This window comes from Pantoea sp. EKM101V (assembly GCF_011800325.1).
Classification (GTDB): domain Bacteria; phylum Pseudomonadota; class Gammaproteobacteria; order Enterobacterales; family Enterobacteriaceae; genus Pantoea; species Pantoea anthophila.
On sequence record NZ_JAALFP010000005.1, the window covers coordinates 181833 to 197793 of the forward strand.

The window sequence follows — 15961 nt, forward strand, 5'->3', positions numbered from 1 at the left end:
CTCCCACTTTGCAGCGAGAGCGTTGTAGCAATGAAAAAACAAGCACGCCTGTTTAGCGCATTAGCCTTGAGTATCGGGATGAGCCTTGCCGCCGCGCCAGACGCGATGGCAACGCTGCCAGCACAAATTGCGGGCCAGCCGCTGCCGAGTCTGGCACCGATGCTGGAAAAAGTGTTGCCTGCCGTGGTCAGCGTTCACGTGGAAGGCACCGATTCCGGCGAACAGGCTCAGGATATCCCTGAGCCTCTGAAACGTTTTTTCGGTCAGATGCCTGGCGGGAATAATCAGCCACAGCCGTTTGAAGGGCTGGGCTCGGGCGTGATCATTGATGCCGCGAAAGGCTACGTGCTGACCAACAATCATGTGGTGAACGGTGCCGACAAAATCAACGTGCAGCTTGGCGACGGCAGCGAGTATGAAGCCAAACTGATCGGTCATGATGAGCAGACCGATATCGCCCTGATTCAGATCCAGGGCGCGAAAAACCTCACGCAGATTAAAGTGGCGGACTCCGACCAGCTGAAAGTGGGTGATTTTGCGGTCGCAATCGGGAACCCGTTTGGTCTGGGCCAGACGGCGACCTCCGGTATCATCTCTGCGCTGGGCCGCAGCGGCCTTAACCTGGAGGGGCTGGAAAACTTTATTCAGACCGATGCCGCGATTAACCGCGGCAACTCCGGCGGTGCGCTGGTCAACCTGAACGGCGAGCTGATTGGGATCAACACCGCCATTCTGGCCTCCAGCGGCGGCAATATCGGCATCGGCTTTGCTATCCCGAGTGATATGGCGATGAACCTCGCGCAGCAGCTGATTAAATTTGGCGAAGTGAAGCGCGGTCAGCTGGGTATTAAAGGCACCGAAATGACGGCCGATATGGCGAAGGCATTCAATGTCGACGCGCAGCGCGGCGCCTTCGTTTCGGAAGTGTTACCGCAGTCTGCCGCACAGAAGGCGGGCATCAAGTCCGGCGACATCATTACCTCAATCAACGACAAGCCGATTACCAGCTTCGCTGAGTTGCGGGTAAAGGTAGGCACGACCCCACCAGGCGAACAGGTTAAGCTTGGCCTGCTGCGCGAAGGCAAACCGGTGACGGTCACCGTTACGCTGGAGCAGAGCGCTCAGACCACCGCCAGCGCCCAGCTGATGTCTCCGGCCCTGCAGGGAGCCACCCTGAGTGATGGACAGACCAAAACCGGCGACAAAGGCGTGAAGGTGGACACCATCGAAAAAGGGACACCGGCTGAACAGGTTGGCCTGCAGAAAGATGATGTGATCATCGGCGTAAACCGCAACCGGGTTCAGACCCTGGCTGAGATGCGCAAGATACTGGAAGGCAAACCGCCGGTTCTGGCACTGAACGTGGTGCGCGGCGATGAAAGTATCTATCTGTTGTTGAGATAAACCTCGCATTATGGCGGACACAAGCGCGTGTGTGTCCGCCGCTCTCATGTTATTCTGCCCAGCGATCTCCCCTGGCGTGATTTAACACCATGTTTCTTAAACTTTTGCGTGCCGTAGTGCTGGGCCTGATTGTGGCGGGTATTCTGCTCGCAGCACTGCCTGCACTGCGTATGGGCAGCGACGCCCTCTATAACCACGACGATATCAACGACGAAACGCCCTTCAGCTTCAATCAGGGGGTGCGCCGCGCCGTGCCTGCCGTTGTAAACGTTTATAACCGGAGCGCCCACGGCAACAATAACCGTGGCATCACCACCCTGGGCTCGGGGGTGATTATGAATGCCAAAGGCTACATCCTGACCAACAAGCACGTCATCAATAATGCCGATCAGATTATCGTGGCATTGCAGGATGGCCGCTTCTTTGAGGCCACGCTGGTCGGTTCCGACGGCATGACCGATCTGGCCGTGCTGAAGATCACCGCCTCCGGCCTGCCTGTCATCCCGATCAATCCCAATCGCCAGGCGCATATCGGTGATGTCGTGATGGCGATAGGCAACCCCTATAACCTGGGGCAGACGGTGACGCAGGGCATTATCAGCGCCACGGGCCGGGTTGGACTGAGTTCATCAGGCCGCCAGAACTTCCTGCAGACCGATGCGTCGATCAATCAGGGTAACTCCGGTGGTGCGCTGATTAACTCGCTTGGCGAGCTGATGGGCATCAACACCCTGACCTTTGATAAAAGTAACGATGGCGAAACGCCGGAAGGCATTGGTTTCGCCATCCCCACCGTTTTAGCCTCGAAGATCATGGATAAGCTGATTCGTGATGGTCGGGTGATCCGCGGCTACATCGGTATTACCGGTCGTGAGCTGCCGCCGCTGCATGGACAGGGCAGCAATCTGGATCGGGTTCAGGGCATTATCGTCAGCGTGGTGACGCCGGATGGACCGGCAGACAAGGCCGGGATTCAGGCCAACGATGTACTGCTCAGCGTAAACGGTAAGCCAGCCATCTCGGCGCAGGAGACCATGGATCAGGTGGCAGAGATTCGTCCCGGTTCCGTGATTGATGTGCAGGTGCTGCGCAACGATCAGAAACTGACGCTGCCGATCACCATTCAGGAATTTCCTGATAACAGTGGTTAGCTGAAACAGGTGCCCGGTCAGGGGTGGCCCGGCTGATCGCAAAGAAGGCCGCCATCCCTGGCGGTCGGCCTCGCCATCCTGGCTCGGACGCTTTGCTCTTCATCCGGGCCACCCCTTCCCCTCTGCTCCGTCATCGTCTGTGAGCCACGGACTAGCAGCGATCAACCGGAAAGGCGATCACCTCACTCAGTGACTCTGCTTTTAACGCCAGCATAATCAGCCGATCGATACCCAGCGCGACCCCGGAACAGGCGGGCATACCGTGCGCCAGCGCATCCAGCAGATAAGTATCAATAGGATGGACCGGCAGACCGCGCGCCGCACGGCGACGGTTATCCTGCTCAAACCGCTGACGCTGCTCGCGGCTGTCGGTCAGCTCACGGAAACCGTTCGCCAGCTCAATGCCTTTGTAATAGACCTCAAAACGTTCAGCTACGCGGTGATCTTCGGTGCTGATCTCCGCCAGTGCCGCCTGACTGGCCGGGAAATGATAAACGAAGCAGGGTTTGTCCTGGCCAATCTTCGGCTCCACGCCCAGCATAAACAGCAGCATCAGCAGCGTATCGCGATCCTCTTCTGCACGCGCCAGCTCGCCTTCGCCCAGCTTCTCTGCCGCTTCACGCAGCTGCGCTTTATCTGCCGACAGCGGATCCAGATCCAGGTGGCGGATAAAGGCCTGCTGATAGGAGAGCGACTCTGCGCTGTCACACTCCAGCACCTGCTGCAGCAGATCGTCCACCTCATTCATCAGGCGGTACATGTCGTAGTGCGGCCGGTACCACTCCAGCATGGTGAATTCCGGATTATGATGACGTCCCGCCTCTTCATTGCGGAAACTGCGCCCCATCTGATAGATCGGACCACTGCCCGCTGCCAGCAGGCGTTTCATATGATATTCCGGGCTGGTCATCAGCCAGAGATCGCGCCCCTGCGACGCACCAGGCCCGACAAAACGCGTCTGGAAAGGCACCAGATGGATATCGGTAATAGTGGCCTGGCTCATCGCTGGCGTATCCACTTCCAGTACGCCACGATCGGCAAAGAAACGACGCACTTCCGCTAAAATCGCGGCGCGTTTTAACAAATTGGCGATGGATGCGCTTGGTTGCCAGCTTGCCGTTTCGCTCATGGTGATGACTCCTGATACAAATAAGGGGTGGAAGTCTACCTGCAATGCCTGCGGCAAACAATCTCATGCCGGCGATGCCAAAAACAGCGCTTCGGCTTCTATACTTAAGCAGTTAAATCACAAAGGAATCCCGCTATGTCTTTATGGAAAACCCTTGTCGCCAGCCTCAGCGCTTTTCTCTCCGTTGCCTGTAGCACCACGCCACCTAAAAACGTCACGGTTGTTGAGAACTTTGACAGCCAGCGCTATCTCGGTCAGTGGTATGAGATTGCCCGCCTCAATCATCCGTTTGAACGCGGTCTGGAGCAGGTCACGGCTAACTACAGCCCGCGTGAAGATGGCGGCCTGAAAGTGATCAATCGTGGCTATAACGTGAAAAAACAGCGCTGGCAGGAGAGCGTCGGTAAGGCCTACTTCACCGGTGAGCCGCAGCGCGCCGCCCTGAAAGTCTCGTTCTTTGGCCCCTTCTACGGCGGCTACAACGTTATCGCCCTGGATCCCGACTACCGCTATGCTCTGGTGTGTGGCCCGAATCGCCACTACCTGTGGATACTGTCGCGCACACCGCAGCTGGAGCCGGGCGTCAAAGAGAAACTGGTTGATCAGGCGCGCCGTGATGGCTTCCCGGTTGATGAGTTAATCTGGGTGAAACAGAAATAGTGCAGAGGGAATAAGCCGGTACAAAACCGTTTTCGTACCGGCTGTAATAACAGGTTACTTCGTGCTGTTCTGAATCGCCTGGCCACCCGCTTCGACGTCTTCACCCACGCCACGCGTAGTGTTGCAAGCCGTCAGCAGTGAAGAGAGCACCAGTACAGAGAAGATCGCGGCAATACTTTTCTTTAACATGACAATGTCCTTTTTGATGGATGTAAAGTACAGCGCTTTAAGCATAGCCGGATTTCCGGCGGATGCTGCCGCGGAACTTTAAAAAGGAGAAGCCGTTAAGGTCATTTTGCCGCACGCGAAATGGCACCACCTAAGTGGGAGACATCTTCGCCAAAACCGTGGAATGTGTTGCAGGCACTTAATGCAGAGGAGACCAGCAACGCGAATGCGATTAATTTTGCCAGCTTTTTCATTTTTTTCTCTCAGACAAGAAAAAGGCGCATCCGGAGATGCGCCTGCGAATCTTACTTCACGCGTGACACGTATTCGCCAGAGCGGGTGTCAACTTTCACCACTTCGCCTTCCTGAACGAACAGTGGCACTTTTACAACCGCGCCGGTAGAGAGCTTGGCAGGTTTACCGCCGGTACCGGCAGTGTCACCTTTCAGGCCTGGATCGGTTTCCACGATTTCAGCTTCGATAAAGTTCGGCGGCTGAACAGCGATAGGACGACCGTTCCACAGCGTAACGATACATTCTGCGTTGTCCTGCAGCCATTTCGCTGCTTCGCCCACAGTCTTCTCTTCAACCGGGAACTGCTCAAAGCTTTCCTGGTGCATGAAGTGGTAGAACTCACCGTCGTTGTACAGGTAGCTCAGGTTGGTATCCATTACGTCTGCGCCTTCGGCGGAGTCGGTGGATTTGAAAGTTTTCTCAACGCGAGAACCCGTCAGCAGGCGACGCATTTTAACGCGTGCGAATGCCTGACCTTTACCCGGTTTAACGAACTCACTGGATTCGATGGCATACGGCTCGCCTTCGAACATGATTTTAAGACCGGGACGGAAATCGTTGCTAGAATAAGTCGCCATGAAGGCCCTCTACGAAAATTGATACTGGTACTAAGCCAAAAAAATGGCACACATTGTAACCCTAAAAATACCTTCCAGAGAAGATTGGTTGCAGCAACTTGCTGATGTTGTCACTGAACCTGATGAATTACTGCGTATTTTAGCCCTGGAACAGCATCCTGAGCTGGCCGCTGGCGCGGATGCGCGGCGGCTTTTCGCTCTGCGCGTTCCGCATGCCTTCATCAGCCGGATGAAAAAAGGCGATGCGCACGACCCGTTGCTGCTTCAGGTTCTGACGCAGCGTCAGGAATTCATCGATACGCCTGGTTATAGCACCGATCCGCTCGATGAACAAAGTAACGCGGTGCCCGGACTGCTGCATAAATACCGCAACCGGGCGTTATTGCTGGTCAAAGGCGGCTGTGCGGTCAACTGCCGCTACTGCTTCCGCCGTCACTTCCCCTATCAGGATAATCCCGGTAATAAGCGAAGCTGGCAGGCGGCGCTGGACTATATCGCCGATCATCCGGAACTGGATGAGATTATCTTCTCCGGCGGCGATCCATTAATGGCGAAAGATCATGAACTCGCGTGGCTGATTGCCGCGCTGGAAAAGATCCCGCACCTGAAGCGGTTGCGCATCCACAGTCGTTTACCGGTAGTGATTCCGGCACGCATTACCGATCAGCTCTGTGAGATGCTTCGCGCGACCCGCCTGCAGGTGGTAATGGTGACGCACATCAACCATGCGCAGGAGATTGATGATGCGCTGCGTGAGGCGATGAGCAGCCTGAAGCGGGCCGGTGTCACCCTGCTGAATCAGAGTGTGCTGCTACGGGGCGTGAACGATAATGCGCAGACGCTGGCCACCCTGAGCAATGCCCTGTTTGATGCGGGCATTCTGCCCTACTATCTGCATGTGCTGGATAAGGTGCAGGGTGCCGCACATTTCTTTGTGTCTGACGATGAGGCGCGCCAGCTGGTGCGGGCGTTACTGTCACAGGTTTCCGGCTATCTGGTGCCGAAACTGGCGCGGGAAATTGGCGGAGAGCCGAGTAAAACGCCGCTGGATTTACAGCTGCGTCAGGAATAAAAACGGCCAGCACAAGGCTGGCCGCTGAGATTCGCTGTACTACCCATGCCACATTATGGGCACTTGTAGACCTGACCGGTCATTTTGCTGTCCAGAGGCGCAAACGCAGACAGCAGATTCTGTGTCGGGCTGGTGGCACCATAAATCACGTTGCCGCCCATCTCCGCGGCGCGATTGCGCAGGTCATTGGCTGCACCGCGCAGTGCGCTGGTTTCGCCGCCTGCACCGCTCAGCCAGTTGCTCTGTGAGCCGGTAAGGTTGCCCAGAAGCTGGCAGGAACTGGCAGGCTGCTGATCGGTAAACGTCACGCGCTCGCCTGCTGAAGAGAGTTGCGTAGAGCTGCTGCAGCCCGCCAGCAATAACACGCCAGCCGTCAGTCCGGGCAAGAGGTTAATCCGCATTGTAATCCCCATTTATTATCATCAGAGTCGGGTGGCAGCGTAGCAGAAAAAAAGCACTTTTTTCTGCACATTCATTGCCTTAATCCCGTTATATCCCCTCAATATTTCATGTTACATCTCGGCGACGCTGCCTGCCTGAAGAATGAACTGAACATCAGTGAATTCAGCCGGACAACTGCAGACAGCGTGCAGACAACGGGAAATATCAGGAGGAAAGACGTACGATTGCGCCACTACTTATACTATTTTCCTGCCCAAAAGAAAAACCCCCGGCCGTTTCCGGTCGGGGGTTCTTTTGTGACTCAGGCAGTCAACGGCAATTACATCATGCCGCCCATACCGCCCATGCCACCCATACCGCCAGCGCCTGCGCCTAAATCAGGTGCGTCGCCTTTTGGCAGGTCAGTGACCATGCACTCGGTAGTGATCATCAGACCCGCAACAGAGGCCGCGTACTGCAGCGCAGAACGGGTCACTTTGGTTGGGTCCAGGATACCGAAGTCGATCATGTTGCCGTACTCTTCAGTCTGCGCGTTGTAACCGTAGTTACCGTCGCCCGCTTTCACGTTGTTCGCCACAACAGAAGGCTCTTCACCGGCGTTAGAGACGATCTGACGCAGTGGTGCTTCCATCGCGCGCAGCGCAACTTTGATACCGACGTTCTGGTCTTCGTTCTGACCACGCAGCTCTGACAGCTGTGCTGCAACGCGAACCAGCGCCACACCACCACCTGCAACCACGCCTTCTTCGACAGCAGCACGGGTTGCGTGCAGCGCATCTTCAACGCGCGCTTTCTTCTCTTTCATTTCAACTTCAGTGGCTGCGCCCACTTTCAGAACGGCTACGCCGCCTGCCAGTTTCGCGACGCGCTCCTGCAGTTTTTCTTTGTCGTAGTCAGAGGTCGCTTCTTCGATCTGCTGACGAATCTGGGTAACACGGCCCTGAATGGTGTTCTCTTCACCCACACCGTCGATGATGGTGGTGGTGTCTTTGTTGATCACAACACGTTTTGCCTGACCCAGATCTTCCAGCGCAGCTTTTTCCAGCTCCATACCGATCTCTTCAGAGATGACGGTACCGCCGGTCAGGATAGCGATATCCTGCAGCATGGCTTTACGACGGTCGCCGAAGCCTGGTGCTTTAACCGCAGCCACTTTAACGATGCCGCGCATGGTGTTGACCACCAGCGTTGCCAGGGCTTCACCTTCAACATCTTCCGCGATGATCAGCAGAGGTTTACCGGCTTTCGCAACGGCTTCCAGCACGGGCAGCATTTCACGGATGTTAGAGATTTTCTTGTCAGCCAGCAGGATGAACGGCGATTCCAGTTCAACCGCACCGGTTTCTGGCTTGTTGATGAAGTACGGTGACAGGTAGCCGCGATCAAACTGCATACCTTCAACCACATCCAGCTCGTCCTGCAGGCCGGTGCCTTCTTCAACGGTGATCACGCCTTCTTTACCCACTTTTTCCATCGCCTGAGCAATCAGCTGGCCCACGGTTTCATCGGAGTTAGCAGAGATAGTACCTACCTGCGCAATCGCTTTAGAGTCTGAGCAAGGTACAGACAGCGCTTTCAGTTTCTCAACGGCAGACACAACGGCCTGGTCGATACCGCGCTTCAGGTCCATCGGGTTCATACCCGCGGCAACGGCTTTCAGACCTTCGGTGATGATAGCCTGCGCCAGTACGGTCGCGGTGGTGGTGCCGTCGCCTGCAGCGTCGTTCGCTTTAGAGGCCACTTCTTTCACCATCTGCGCGCCCATGTTCTCGAACTTGTCTTCCAGTTCGATTTCACGCGCAACGGACACGCCATCTTTAGTGATGGTCGGTGCACCAAAAGATTTATCCAGAACCACGTTACGGCCTTTCGGGCCCAGGGTAACTTTTACTGCATCTGCCAGTACGTTCACGCCACGCAGCATTTTTACGCGAGCGTCATTACCGAATTTTACGTCTTTAGCTGCCATTTCAATTGTCCCTTAAATTCGTTTCGTTCAGTGAGTTACGCGAAAAAATTACGCTTCGACAATCGCCAGAATGTCGCTTTCAGAGATGATCAGCACTTCTTCGTTGTCGATCTTTTCGGTTTTAGCGCCGTAACCTTCGTTGAAGATCACCACGTCGCCAACCTTCACGTCCAGCGGCTTAACGTCGCCACTCTCAAGGATGCGGCCATTGCCGACAGCCAGAACTTCACCACGGGTAGATTTACCGGCTGCAGAACCGGTCAGCACGATGCCGCCAGCTGATTTAGCTTCAACTTCTTTACGCTTGACGATGACGCGATCGTGCAATGGACGAATTTTCATGTGATAGCTCTCCTTTGAGAAGTCCAATCATTCAGTTTTGGGGTTGAACACCGGGCTGCATGGCTTCCGGCCTCGTGACCTGTGAGATAGGGCCATCCCCACCCGCTTTCAAGGGGGCTAACAACAAATTTTTTCTATGGAAGCCATAAGTGATGCTTTTTTAAACAGACGACGGCACAAATAAAAAACGCAACCCGGAGGTTGCGCTTTCAGTGGTGACAATGGCGGTTAACGATCCTGGTGATCGTCGTGATGCTCAAGGCGATCGCTGTTTTTACGCTCAAACTCGCCGTCCATCGTGTAGCCGCTGTCCGGTCCGGCTCCCGGCCCGCGCCAGACGCGCAGATGGGGCATCAGCTTCAGCGTGAGATGCTTCTGAACCGGGGGCAGCAGCAGCAGCAGGCCCAGCAGATCGGTAAAGAAGCCCGGCAGCAGCAGCAGGAAACCGGCGATGATCAGCGAGACGCTTTTGATCATCTCCGTGGCCGGGCTTTCGTTACGCGCCAGCTTCTCCTGCATCAGCATGAAGTTTTTCATGCCCTGATTTTTTACCAACGAGACCCCGATGCAGGAGGTGAACACCACCAGCAGCATGGTCAGCAGCACGCCCATGACGTGCGCGACCTGGATGAACAGTGAAATCTCAATCCAGGCCAGAACAAAAAAGACTAATAACGGTATCCAGCGCACCGTACTCTCCTGTAAGTAGAGGCTGAACGGCAGCGTGCCGGTCAGCAGAAAGCGTTCATCCTGAGGAGGATAAGAAAAGAGATGGGCACCCGCGCCGCCCTTTTCAACCGATCCTGTCAAATTTATCCTGCGGGGTTAATTTTGTAACCAACTTCACATATCGTTAACCCGGCAGCAGCATTAGCGATCTGCATGCGTGCTTTTCCCGGGCATCAGAATATGATCGCACACGCCTCTATGAAGACGGATAATATGTCGGCACGGGCACACCACGACAAAATAAACACATCCTTTGTGATGGTTAGCGGCAACAACAAGAAGGTTATCATGGCGAACAACATTCGTATCGAAGAAGACCTGTTAGGTATGCGCGAAGTTCCGGCGGATGCCTATTATGGCGTTCATACTCTGCGTGCGATTGAAAATTTTTATATCAGCAACAGCAAAATCAGTGACATACCTGAATTTGTCCGCGGTATGGTGATGGTAAAAAAAGCAGCAGCGATGGCTAACAAAGAGCTGCAGACCATCCCGCGTAACATTGCCGATACCATCATTCAGGCCTGCGACGAAGTGCTGAACAAGGGCCGCTGTATGGATCAGTTCCCCGTGGATGTCTATCAGGGCGGCGCCGGGACCTCGGTCAACATGAACACCAATGAGGTGCTGGCAAACATCGGTCTTGAGCTGATGGGCCACCAGAAAGGGGAATACCAGTATCTCAACCCCAACGACCATGTAAACAAGTGCCAGTCCACCAACGACGCCTACCCGACCGGTTTCCGCATCGCGGTTTACAGTTCGCTGCTGAAACTGCTTGATGGCATCAGCCAGTTGTCTGAAGGCTTCCAGCGCAAAGCCGATGAATTCCAGACCATCCTGAAAATGGGCCGAACCCAGCTGCAGGATGCGGTGCCGATGACTCTGGGGCAGGAGTTTCACGCCTTCAGCGTGCTGCTGAACGAAGAGACCAAAAGCATTCTGCGCACCGCCGAACTGCTGCTGGAGGTTAACCTTGGCGCGACCGCCATCGGTACCCGTCTTAACACGCCGGATGGCTATCAGCATCTGGCCGTGCAGCGTCTGGCGGAAGTCAGCAACCTGCCGGTCATTCCGGCGGAAGATCTGATTGAAGCGACCTCCGACTGCGGTGCCTATGTGATGGTTCACTCGTCGCTGAAACGCCTGGCGGTGAAGCTCTCTAAAATCTGTAACGACCTGCGCCTGCTCTCCTCGGGTCCGCGCGCCGGCCTGAATGAAATCAACCTGCCTGAGCTGCAGGCGGGCTCCTCCATCATGCCGGCCAAAGTGAACCCGGTGGTACCGGAAGTGGTTAACCAGGTCTGCTTCAAGGTGATTGGCAACGACACCACCGTGACCATGGCTTCTGAAGCGGGTCAGCTGCAGCTTAACGTCATGGAGCCGGTGATTGGCCAGGCGCTGTTTGAGTCGATCAGCATCCTGACCAACGCCTGTTACAACCTGCTGGAGAAGTGCGTCAACGGCATCACCGCCAACCGCGCGGTGTGCGAGGCCTACGTCTTCAACTCAATTGGCATCGTGACCTACCTCAACCCCTACATCGGCCACCACAACGGCGACATCGTCGGCAAAATCTGTGCCGAAACCGGGAAAAGTGTGCGTGAGGTGGTGCTGGAGCGCGGCCTGCTGACGGAGAGTGAGCTGGACGATATCTTCTCGGTGCAGAACCTGATGTATCCGGTTTATAAAGCAAAACGCTACACCGATGAAAACGAGCAGTAGGGTTTAACCCACGCGGGTTAACCAAAGGCACACCGCGATCAACATGGTGTGCCTTTTTTTTTGGTACACAGCATTCCCGGAGTTCACCGGTTAACTTTGCAGGAGTGATTCATGTTTGTGGTTGAGCTGCTTGTCGTCCTGATGGCGATCTGGCTGGGCGCACGTCTTGGCGGCATTGGTATCGGATTCGCCGGCGGGATGGGGGTACTGATCCTGACGCTGGGCTTTGGTATGGCACCCGGCGCTATCCCGTTCGACGTGATAGAGATCATCATGGCGGTGATCGCCGCCATCGCGGCGATGCAGGTGGCGGGCGGCATGGACTATCTGGTGAGCCTGGCGGAACGCCTGCTGCGCCGACATCCGCGCCACGTCACGCTGCTGGCCCCGCTGGTAACCTACCTGATGACGCTGCTGGCAGGCACCGGTCACACCGCTTTCTCGACGCTGCCGGTGATCGCGGAAGTGGCCAAAGAGCAGGGCGTGCGCCCTTCCCGTCCGCTGTCGATTGCGGTGGTGGCGTCGCAGATCGCGATTACCGCCTCTCCCATCTCCGCCGCCGTGGTCTTTTTTGCCACGCTGCTGGAACCGCGCGGCGTCAGCTACATCACGCTGCTGGCGATTGCGATCCCCGCCACGATGGTGGGCCTCTTCCTGGCCGCGCTGGTCACTAACTTCCTCGGCAAAGAGCTTAAAGATGATGAGGTTTATCAGGCGCGTCTCGCCAAAAGGGAAGTTACCCTGCGAGGTGCCAGCGTCTACCAGCCGAAGCCGGGGGCGAAACGCTCGGTGCTGCTGTTTCTGACGGGCATTATTGCCGTGGTGCTCTATGCCACCGCCACCAGCGCCGGGCTGATCGCCGATCCGCCGCTGCCACGCAACGAAGCGATTGTGGTGTTTATGCTGACCATCGCGACGCTGATTAGCCTGACCTGCAAACTCGACACCAGCGAAATCCTCAGCGCCAGCACCTTTAAGTCCGGCATGAGTGCCTGTATCTGTGTGATGGGTGTCGCCTGGCTGGGCGACACCTTTGTCAAAGCGCATCTGGCAGAGATTCAGACGCTGGCGGGCGACACGCTGAAAACCTATCCGTGGATGCTGGCGCTGGTGCTCTTCTTTGCCTCCATGCTGCTCTACTCACAGGCGGCGACCACCAAGGCACTGATGCCGGCCGCCCTGCTGCTGGGCGTCACCCCGCTCACCGCGATTGCTTCCTTTGCGGCGGTATCGGCACTGTTTGTGCTGCCCACTTACCCCACACTGCTGGCCGCCGTTGAGATGGACGATACCGGCTCCACCCGGATTGGTAAGTTTGTGTTCAACCACGCCTTTATCATTCCCGGCGTTATCGCTATCGCGCTGTCGGTGCTTTCCGGCTTCATCTTTGGCGGACTGCTCTTGTAGCGGTGCCATCGTGTTATGAAGGGAGCATGCTATCATCGGCGCTCTTTTCATCACACAGGAGTCACAGGATGAATGCCGTCGTTATCCTCTGTACTGCCCCCGATCAGGCCACGGCGCAACAGCTTGCGACCCTGGCGCTGGAAGCCAGGCTGGCGGCCTGCGTCACCCTGCTGCCCGGCGCGACCTCCTGCTATCGCTGGCAGGGCCGGATTGAGCAGAGCAGTGAAGTGCAGATGCTGCTGAAGTGCGACAGCGATCATCAGCAGGCACTGTGCGATCTGCTTAAAGCCGCGCACCCTTACGACGTGCCCGAACTGCTGGCACTGCCGGTTCAACATGGAGACAGTGAATACTTGTCATGGCTGCACGCATCTCTCGCTTAATAACGCTTCTGCTGACGCTGTTTGTCTGTCTGCAGGCGCACGCTTCCCTCTTTTCCAGTCCGGCGACCGGCCGCTTTGTGCCCGTCAATCAGGCCTTTACGTTTGATTTCGACCAGCAGGGTGCGCAGCTCAACCTGCACTGGAAAGTGAAGTCAGGCTATTACCTCTATCGCCAGCAGATTCACATCACGCCAAAGAATGCGACCCTCGCACCGCTGACGCTGCCTGCCGGAGAGCCGCATGAAGATGAATTTTTCGGCAAGAGTGAGATCTATCCGCAGGATCTGACGCTGCCGGTGACGCTGCAACAGGCAGGCCCGGGTGCCACGCTCAGCGTGACTTATCAGGGCTGTGCGGCTGCCGGCTTCTGCTACCCGCCGGAGACGCGATCCGTGCCGCTGAATGCGGTAGCCGCAGACAGCCCGCCAGCGTCCGCCAGCGCTAAGGCTGAGGTTCAGCCCGCCTCCGCCAGTCCGCTACCCTTTTCGCCACTGTGGGCGTTGCTGATCGGCATCGGCGTCGCCTTTACGCCCTGCGTGCTGCCGATGTACCCGCTGATCGCCGGCATTATCCTGGGCGGCCAGCGCCATTATTCGCTGGGACGCCTGTTTGCCCTGGCGATGGTCTACGTGCAGGGGATGGCGCTGACCTACACGCTGCTGGGCGTGGTGGTCGCCGCAGCCGGTCTGCGTTTCCAGGCCGCCCTGCAGCATCCCTGGGTGCTCATCACGCTCTCGCTGCTGTTTATCGTGCTGGCTCTCTCCATGTTTGGCCTGTTTACCCTGCAACTGCCCGCCAGCCTGCAAACCCGCCTGACCCTGTGGAGCAATCGCCAGCGGGGCGGATCGCTGCCCGGCGTCTTCCTTATGGGAGCGCTGGCGGGATTGATCTGCTCGCCCTGCACTACGGCTCCGCTCAGCGCCATTCTGCTCTACATCGCGCAGAGCGGAAATCTGTGGGCCGGCGCCGGTACGCTGTGGCTCTATGCCGTCGGGATGGGGCTGCCACTGATCGCCGTGACCCTGTTTGGTAACCGCCTGCTGCCGAAAAGCGGCCCGTGGATGCAGACCGTCAAGGAGGGCTTCGGGTTTGTCATCCTGGCGCTGCCGGTGTTCCTGCTGGAGCGCATCGTGGGCGAGGCCTGGGGATGGCGGCTCTGGAGTCTGCTTGGCGTGGCGTTCTTTGGCTGGGCGTTCAGCCTCAGCCTGCGTGCCAGCAGCGGAAAGTGGCGCGTCGTGCAGATTGTCATGCTGGCCGCTGCGCTGATCAGTGCGCGACCCTTGCAGGACTGGGCCTTTGGCGATCCGGCCACGCAGCAGGCGGTAACCCCCCTGCCGTTCCAGACCCTTCAGACGCCGCAGCAGCTCGACAGTGCGCTGCAGCAGGCCCGCGGTCGCATCACGATGGTCGATCTCTATGCTGACTGGTGCGTCGCCTGTAAAGAGTTTGAAAAATATACCTTCAGTGACCGCGCCGTGCGCGATAGCCTGCGTCAGGTGCAGCTAATGCAGGCCAACGTCACCGACAACAACGCCCGCGACAACGCACTGTTACAGCATCTTCAGGTACTGGGCTTACCCACAATTCTGTTCTTTGATGCGCAGGGCCGGGAAATCCCCGGTTCGCGTATCACCGGGTTTCTGGATGCCGCTGATTTCCGCGCGCATTTGCAGAAACTTACCCCGTAAACAACACTGGAGTCAGGTCATTGCCCGGTAAAACAGCCGGGCCTGCATACCAGAGGAGAGTCACTTGCAGCGTGAACAGATACTCGAGCATGCATTGAATGTGCTTGAACAGAACGGCCTCGCCGCCACCCTCTCATTGGAAAACCTGGCGGGTTCCGGATTACCTTCAGAGCAGCTCCGGCTGTTCTGGCCCGACCGCGACGCCCTGCTCTACGATGCGCTGCGCTATCACGGGCAGCAGATTGAAACCTGGCGTCGCCAGATCCTGCTGGATGCGTCGCTGTCGGCAGATCAGAAACTGATGGCACGCTATGAAGTCCTGAGTGAACAGGTCAGCAAAGGGCGTTTTCCGGGCTGCCTGTTTATCGCCGCCTGCAGCTTCTACCCGCAGCCCGATCAGCCCATTCACCAGCTGGCCGAGCAGCAGAAACGCGGCTCCTGGCAGTTTACCCATGAGATTCTGGTGGAACAGGGTCTGGATAACCCCAGCATGGTCGCCGACCAGATGGAGCTGATTCTTGAAGGCTGCCTGAGCAAGCTGCTGGTGAAGCGCAACGTGCAGGATGTCGCCACCGCTCAGCGCCTGGCGGAAGATGTTTACAACATCGCGCTGTGCCGCAAAAACGGGGCGCTGGCCTGAGGTTTTACCCCTTTTGACTGAAAAGCAGGCAATCAGACACGTTTTCCGGGGTTTTTTAGTGAAAGCCGTTGACGGCCTGCGGCCTTTACGGTTTAATGCGCCCCGTTGCCCGAATAGCTCAGTCGGTAGAGCAGGGGATTGAAAATCCCCGTGTCCCTGGTTCGATTCCGGGTTCGGGCACCATATTTAAAGAACCCAGCCTATGGCTGGGTTTTTGCTT

17 protein-coding genes and 1 tRNA gene are annotated in these 15961 nt (G+C 56.9%); 10 read left to right on the forward strand and 8 right to left on the reverse strand.

Annotation, left to right across the window (positions count from 1 at the left end):
- Positions 1-30 precede the first annotated feature (30 nt).
- Positions 31-1404 (forward strand): serine endoprotease DegQ, encoded by a 1374-nt coding sequence (gene degQ / locus HFD92_RS10305; RefSeq protein WP_046101069.1) that lies wholly within the window; start codon positions 31-33, stop codon positions 1402-1404.
- Positions 1405-1493: 89 nt separating this feature from the next.
- Entirely contained in the window at positions 1494-2555 is a 1062-nt protein-coding gene (gene degS / locus HFD92_RS10310) for an outer membrane-stress sensor serine endopeptidase DegS (RefSeq protein WP_167428895.1), read from the forward strand.
- Between the two features lie 151 nt (positions 2556-2706).
- Here the strand turns inward: degS and epmA are convergent, their stop codons facing one another.
- Positions 2707-3684: an elongation factor P--(R)-beta-lysine ligase gene (gene epmA / locus HFD92_RS10315; protein WP_009092488.1), complete on the reverse strand. Its 978-nt coding sequence runs from the start codon at positions 3682-3684 to the stop codon at positions 2707-2709.
- 135 nt (positions 3685-3819) lie between these two features.
- On the opposite strand from epmA, the gene HFD92_RS10320 reads away from it, so the two are divergent.
- On the forward strand, positions 3820-4344 hold the full coding sequence (locus tag HFD92_RS10320; RefSeq protein ID WP_111208268.1) for a lipocalin family protein: 525 nt from the start codon (positions 3820-3822) through the stop codon (positions 4342-4344).
- 54 nt (positions 4345-4398) lie between these two features.
- On the opposite strand, the gene HFD92_RS10325 is transcribed toward HFD92_RS10320, so the two are convergent.
- From HFD92_RS10325 to efp, 3 genes are all read right to left on the reverse strand, one after another.
- Positions 4399-4533 carry an entericidin A/B family lipoprotein gene (locus tag HFD92_RS10325; protein ID WP_003848302.1) on the reverse strand — a complete coding sequence of 45 codons (135 nt, stop codon included), beginning with the start codon at positions 4531-4533 and terminating at the stop codon, positions 4399-4401.
- 101 nt (positions 4534-4634) lie between these two features.
- Entirely contained in the window at positions 4635-4766 is a 132-nt protein-coding gene (locus tag HFD92_RS10330) for an entericidin A/B family lipoprotein (protein WP_009092493.1), read from the reverse strand.
- A gap of 51 nt (positions 4767-4817) precedes the next feature.
- The gene (efp, locus tag HFD92_RS10335) at positions 4818-5384 is read right to left on the reverse strand and encodes an elongation factor P (RefSeq protein ID WP_009092495.1); all 567 of its coding nucleotides are present in this window, start codon (positions 5382-5384) and stop codon (positions 4818-4820) included.
- Positions 5385-5427: 43 nt separating this feature from the next.
- Here efp and epmB point away from each other — a divergent pair, with 43 nt between their 5' ends.
- Positions 5428-6456, forward strand: coding sequence for an EF-P beta-lysylation protein EpmB (gene epmB, locus HFD92_RS10340; RefSeq protein WP_009092497.1), 1029 nt, complete (start codon positions 5428-5430; stop codon positions 6454-6456).
- 53 nt (positions 6457-6509) lie between these two features.
- Here epmB and HFD92_RS10345 read toward each other — a convergent pair whose 3' ends face one another.
- The 4 genes from HFD92_RS10345 to HFD92_RS10360 all read right to left on the reverse strand — a co-directional run bounded on the left by HFD92_RS10345 (position 6510) and on the right by HFD92_RS10360 (position 9859).
- Entirely contained in the window at positions 6510-6857 is a 348-nt protein-coding gene (locus tag HFD92_RS10345) for a DUF4156 domain-containing protein (protein WP_009092500.1), read from the reverse strand.
- Between the two features lie 320 nt (positions 6858-7177).
- Complete coding sequence (gene groL / locus HFD92_RS10350) at positions 7178-8827, reverse strand: chaperonin GroEL (protein WP_058957038.1); 1650 nt, start codon at positions 8825-8827, stop codon at positions 7178-7180.
- 48 nt (positions 8828-8875) lie between these two features.
- Positions 8876-9169, reverse strand: coding sequence for a co-chaperone GroES (locus HFD92_RS10355; protein ID WP_009092502.1), 294 nt, complete (start codon positions 9167-9169; stop codon positions 8876-8878).
- 228 nt (positions 9170-9397) lie between these two features.
- Positions 9398-9859 (reverse strand): FxsA family protein, encoded by a 462-nt coding sequence (locus tag HFD92_RS10360; RefSeq protein ID WP_181161912.1) that lies wholly within the window; start codon positions 9857-9859, stop codon positions 9398-9400.
- 327 nt (positions 9860-10186) lie between these two features.
- Here HFD92_RS10360 and aspA point away from each other — a divergent pair, with 327 nt between their 5' ends.
- The 6 genes from aspA (at position 10187) to HFD92_RS10390 (ending at position 15924) form a co-directional block, all read left to right on the forward strand.
- Positions 10187-11623 (forward strand): aspartate ammonia-lyase, encoded by a 1437-nt coding sequence (aspA, locus tag HFD92_RS10365; RefSeq protein WP_009092504.1) that lies wholly within the window; start codon positions 10187-10189, stop codon positions 11621-11623.
- 111 nt (positions 11624-11734) lie between these two features.
- Positions 11735-13030 carry an anaerobic C4-dicarboxylate transporter gene (locus tag HFD92_RS10370; RefSeq protein WP_167428896.1) on the forward strand — a complete coding sequence of 432 codons (1296 nt, stop codon included), beginning with the start codon at positions 11735-11737 and terminating at the stop codon, positions 13028-13030.
- 68 nt (positions 13031-13098) lie between these two features.
- Positions 13099-13413 (forward strand): divalent cation tolerance protein CutA, encoded by a 315-nt coding sequence (cutA, locus tag HFD92_RS10375; protein ID WP_167428897.1) that lies wholly within the window; start codon positions 13099-13101, stop codon positions 13411-13413.
- Positions 13389-15101: a protein-disulfide reductase DsbD gene (locus tag HFD92_RS10380; protein WP_111208271.1), complete on the forward strand. Its 1713-nt coding sequence runs from the start codon at positions 13389-13391 to the stop codon at positions 15099-15101. Before cutA ends, HFD92_RS10380 begins: the two co-directional genes overlap by 25 nt.
- Positions 15102-15165: 64 nt before the next feature.
- Positions 15166-15741, forward strand: a complete 576-nt coding sequence (locus tag HFD92_RS10385; RefSeq protein WP_046101062.1) for a transcriptional regulator — start codon at positions 15166-15168, stop codon at positions 15739-15741.
- Between the two features lie 107 nt (positions 15742-15848).
- A tRNA-Phe gene (locus tag HFD92_RS10390) sits at positions 15849-15924 on the forward strand.
- Positions 15925-15961 lie beyond the last annotated feature (37 nt).

What these genes read in the sequence shown, in the direction of transcription:
- epmA (WP_009092488.1), bottom strand. Translation starts at nt 3,684, where the DNA reads ATGAGCGAAACGGCAAGCTGGCAACCAAGCGCATCCATCGCCAATTTG.
- degS (WP_167428895.1), top strand. Translation starts at nt 1,494, where the DNA reads ATGTTTCTTAAACTTTTGCGTGCCGTAGTGCTGGGCCTGATTGTGGCG.
- efp (WP_009092495.1), bottom strand. Translation starts at nt 5,384, where the DNA reads ATGGCGACTTATTCTAGCAACGATTTCCGTCCCGGTCTTAAAATCATG.
- HFD92_RS10330 (WP_009092493.1), bottom strand. Translation starts at nt 4,766, where the DNA reads ATGAAAAAGCTGGCAAAATTAATCGCATTCGCGTTGCTGGTCTCCTCT.
- aspA (WP_009092504.1), top strand. Translation starts at nt 10,187, where the DNA reads ATGGCGAACAACATTCGTATCGAAGAAGACCTGTTAGGTATGCGCGAA.
- degQ (WP_046101069.1), top strand. Translation starts at nt 31, where the DNA reads ATGAAAAAACAAGCACGCCTGTTTAGCGCATTAGCCTTGAGTATCGGG.
- HFD92_RS10345 (WP_009092500.1), bottom strand. Translation starts at nt 6,857, where the DNA reads ATGCGGATTAACCTCTTGCCCGGACTGACGGCTGGCGTGTTATTGCTG.
- HFD92_RS10325 (WP_003848302.1), bottom strand. Translation starts at nt 4,533, where the DNA reads ATGTTAAAGAAAAGTATTGCCGCGATCTTCTCTGTACTGGTGCTCTCT.
- groL (WP_058957038.1), bottom strand. Translation starts at nt 8,827, where the DNA reads ATGGCAGCTAAAGACGTAAAATTCGGTAATGACGCTCGCGTAAAAATG.
- epmB (WP_009092497.1), top strand. Translation starts at nt 5,428, where the DNA reads ATGGCACACATTGTAACCCTAAAAATACCTTCCAGAGAAGATTGGTTG.
- HFD92_RS10380 (WP_111208271.1), top strand. Translation starts at nt 13,389, where the DNA reads ATGGCTGCACGCATCTCTCGCTTAATAACGCTTCTGCTGACGCTGTTT.
- HFD92_RS10355 (WP_009092502.1), bottom strand. Translation starts at nt 9,169, where the DNA reads ATGAAAATTCGTCCATTGCACGATCGCGTCATCGTCAAGCGTAAAGAA.
- HFD92_RS10370 (WP_167428896.1), top strand. Translation starts at nt 11,735, where the DNA reads ATGTTTGTGGTTGAGCTGCTTGTCGTCCTGATGGCGATCTGGCTGGGC.
- HFD92_RS10320 (WP_111208268.1), top strand. Translation starts at nt 3,820, where the DNA reads ATGTCTTTATGGAAAACCCTTGTCGCCAGCCTCAGCGCTTTTCTCTCC.
- cutA (WP_167428897.1), top strand. Translation starts at nt 13,099, where the DNA reads ATGAATGCCGTCGTTATCCTCTGTACTGCCCCCGATCAGGCCACGGCG.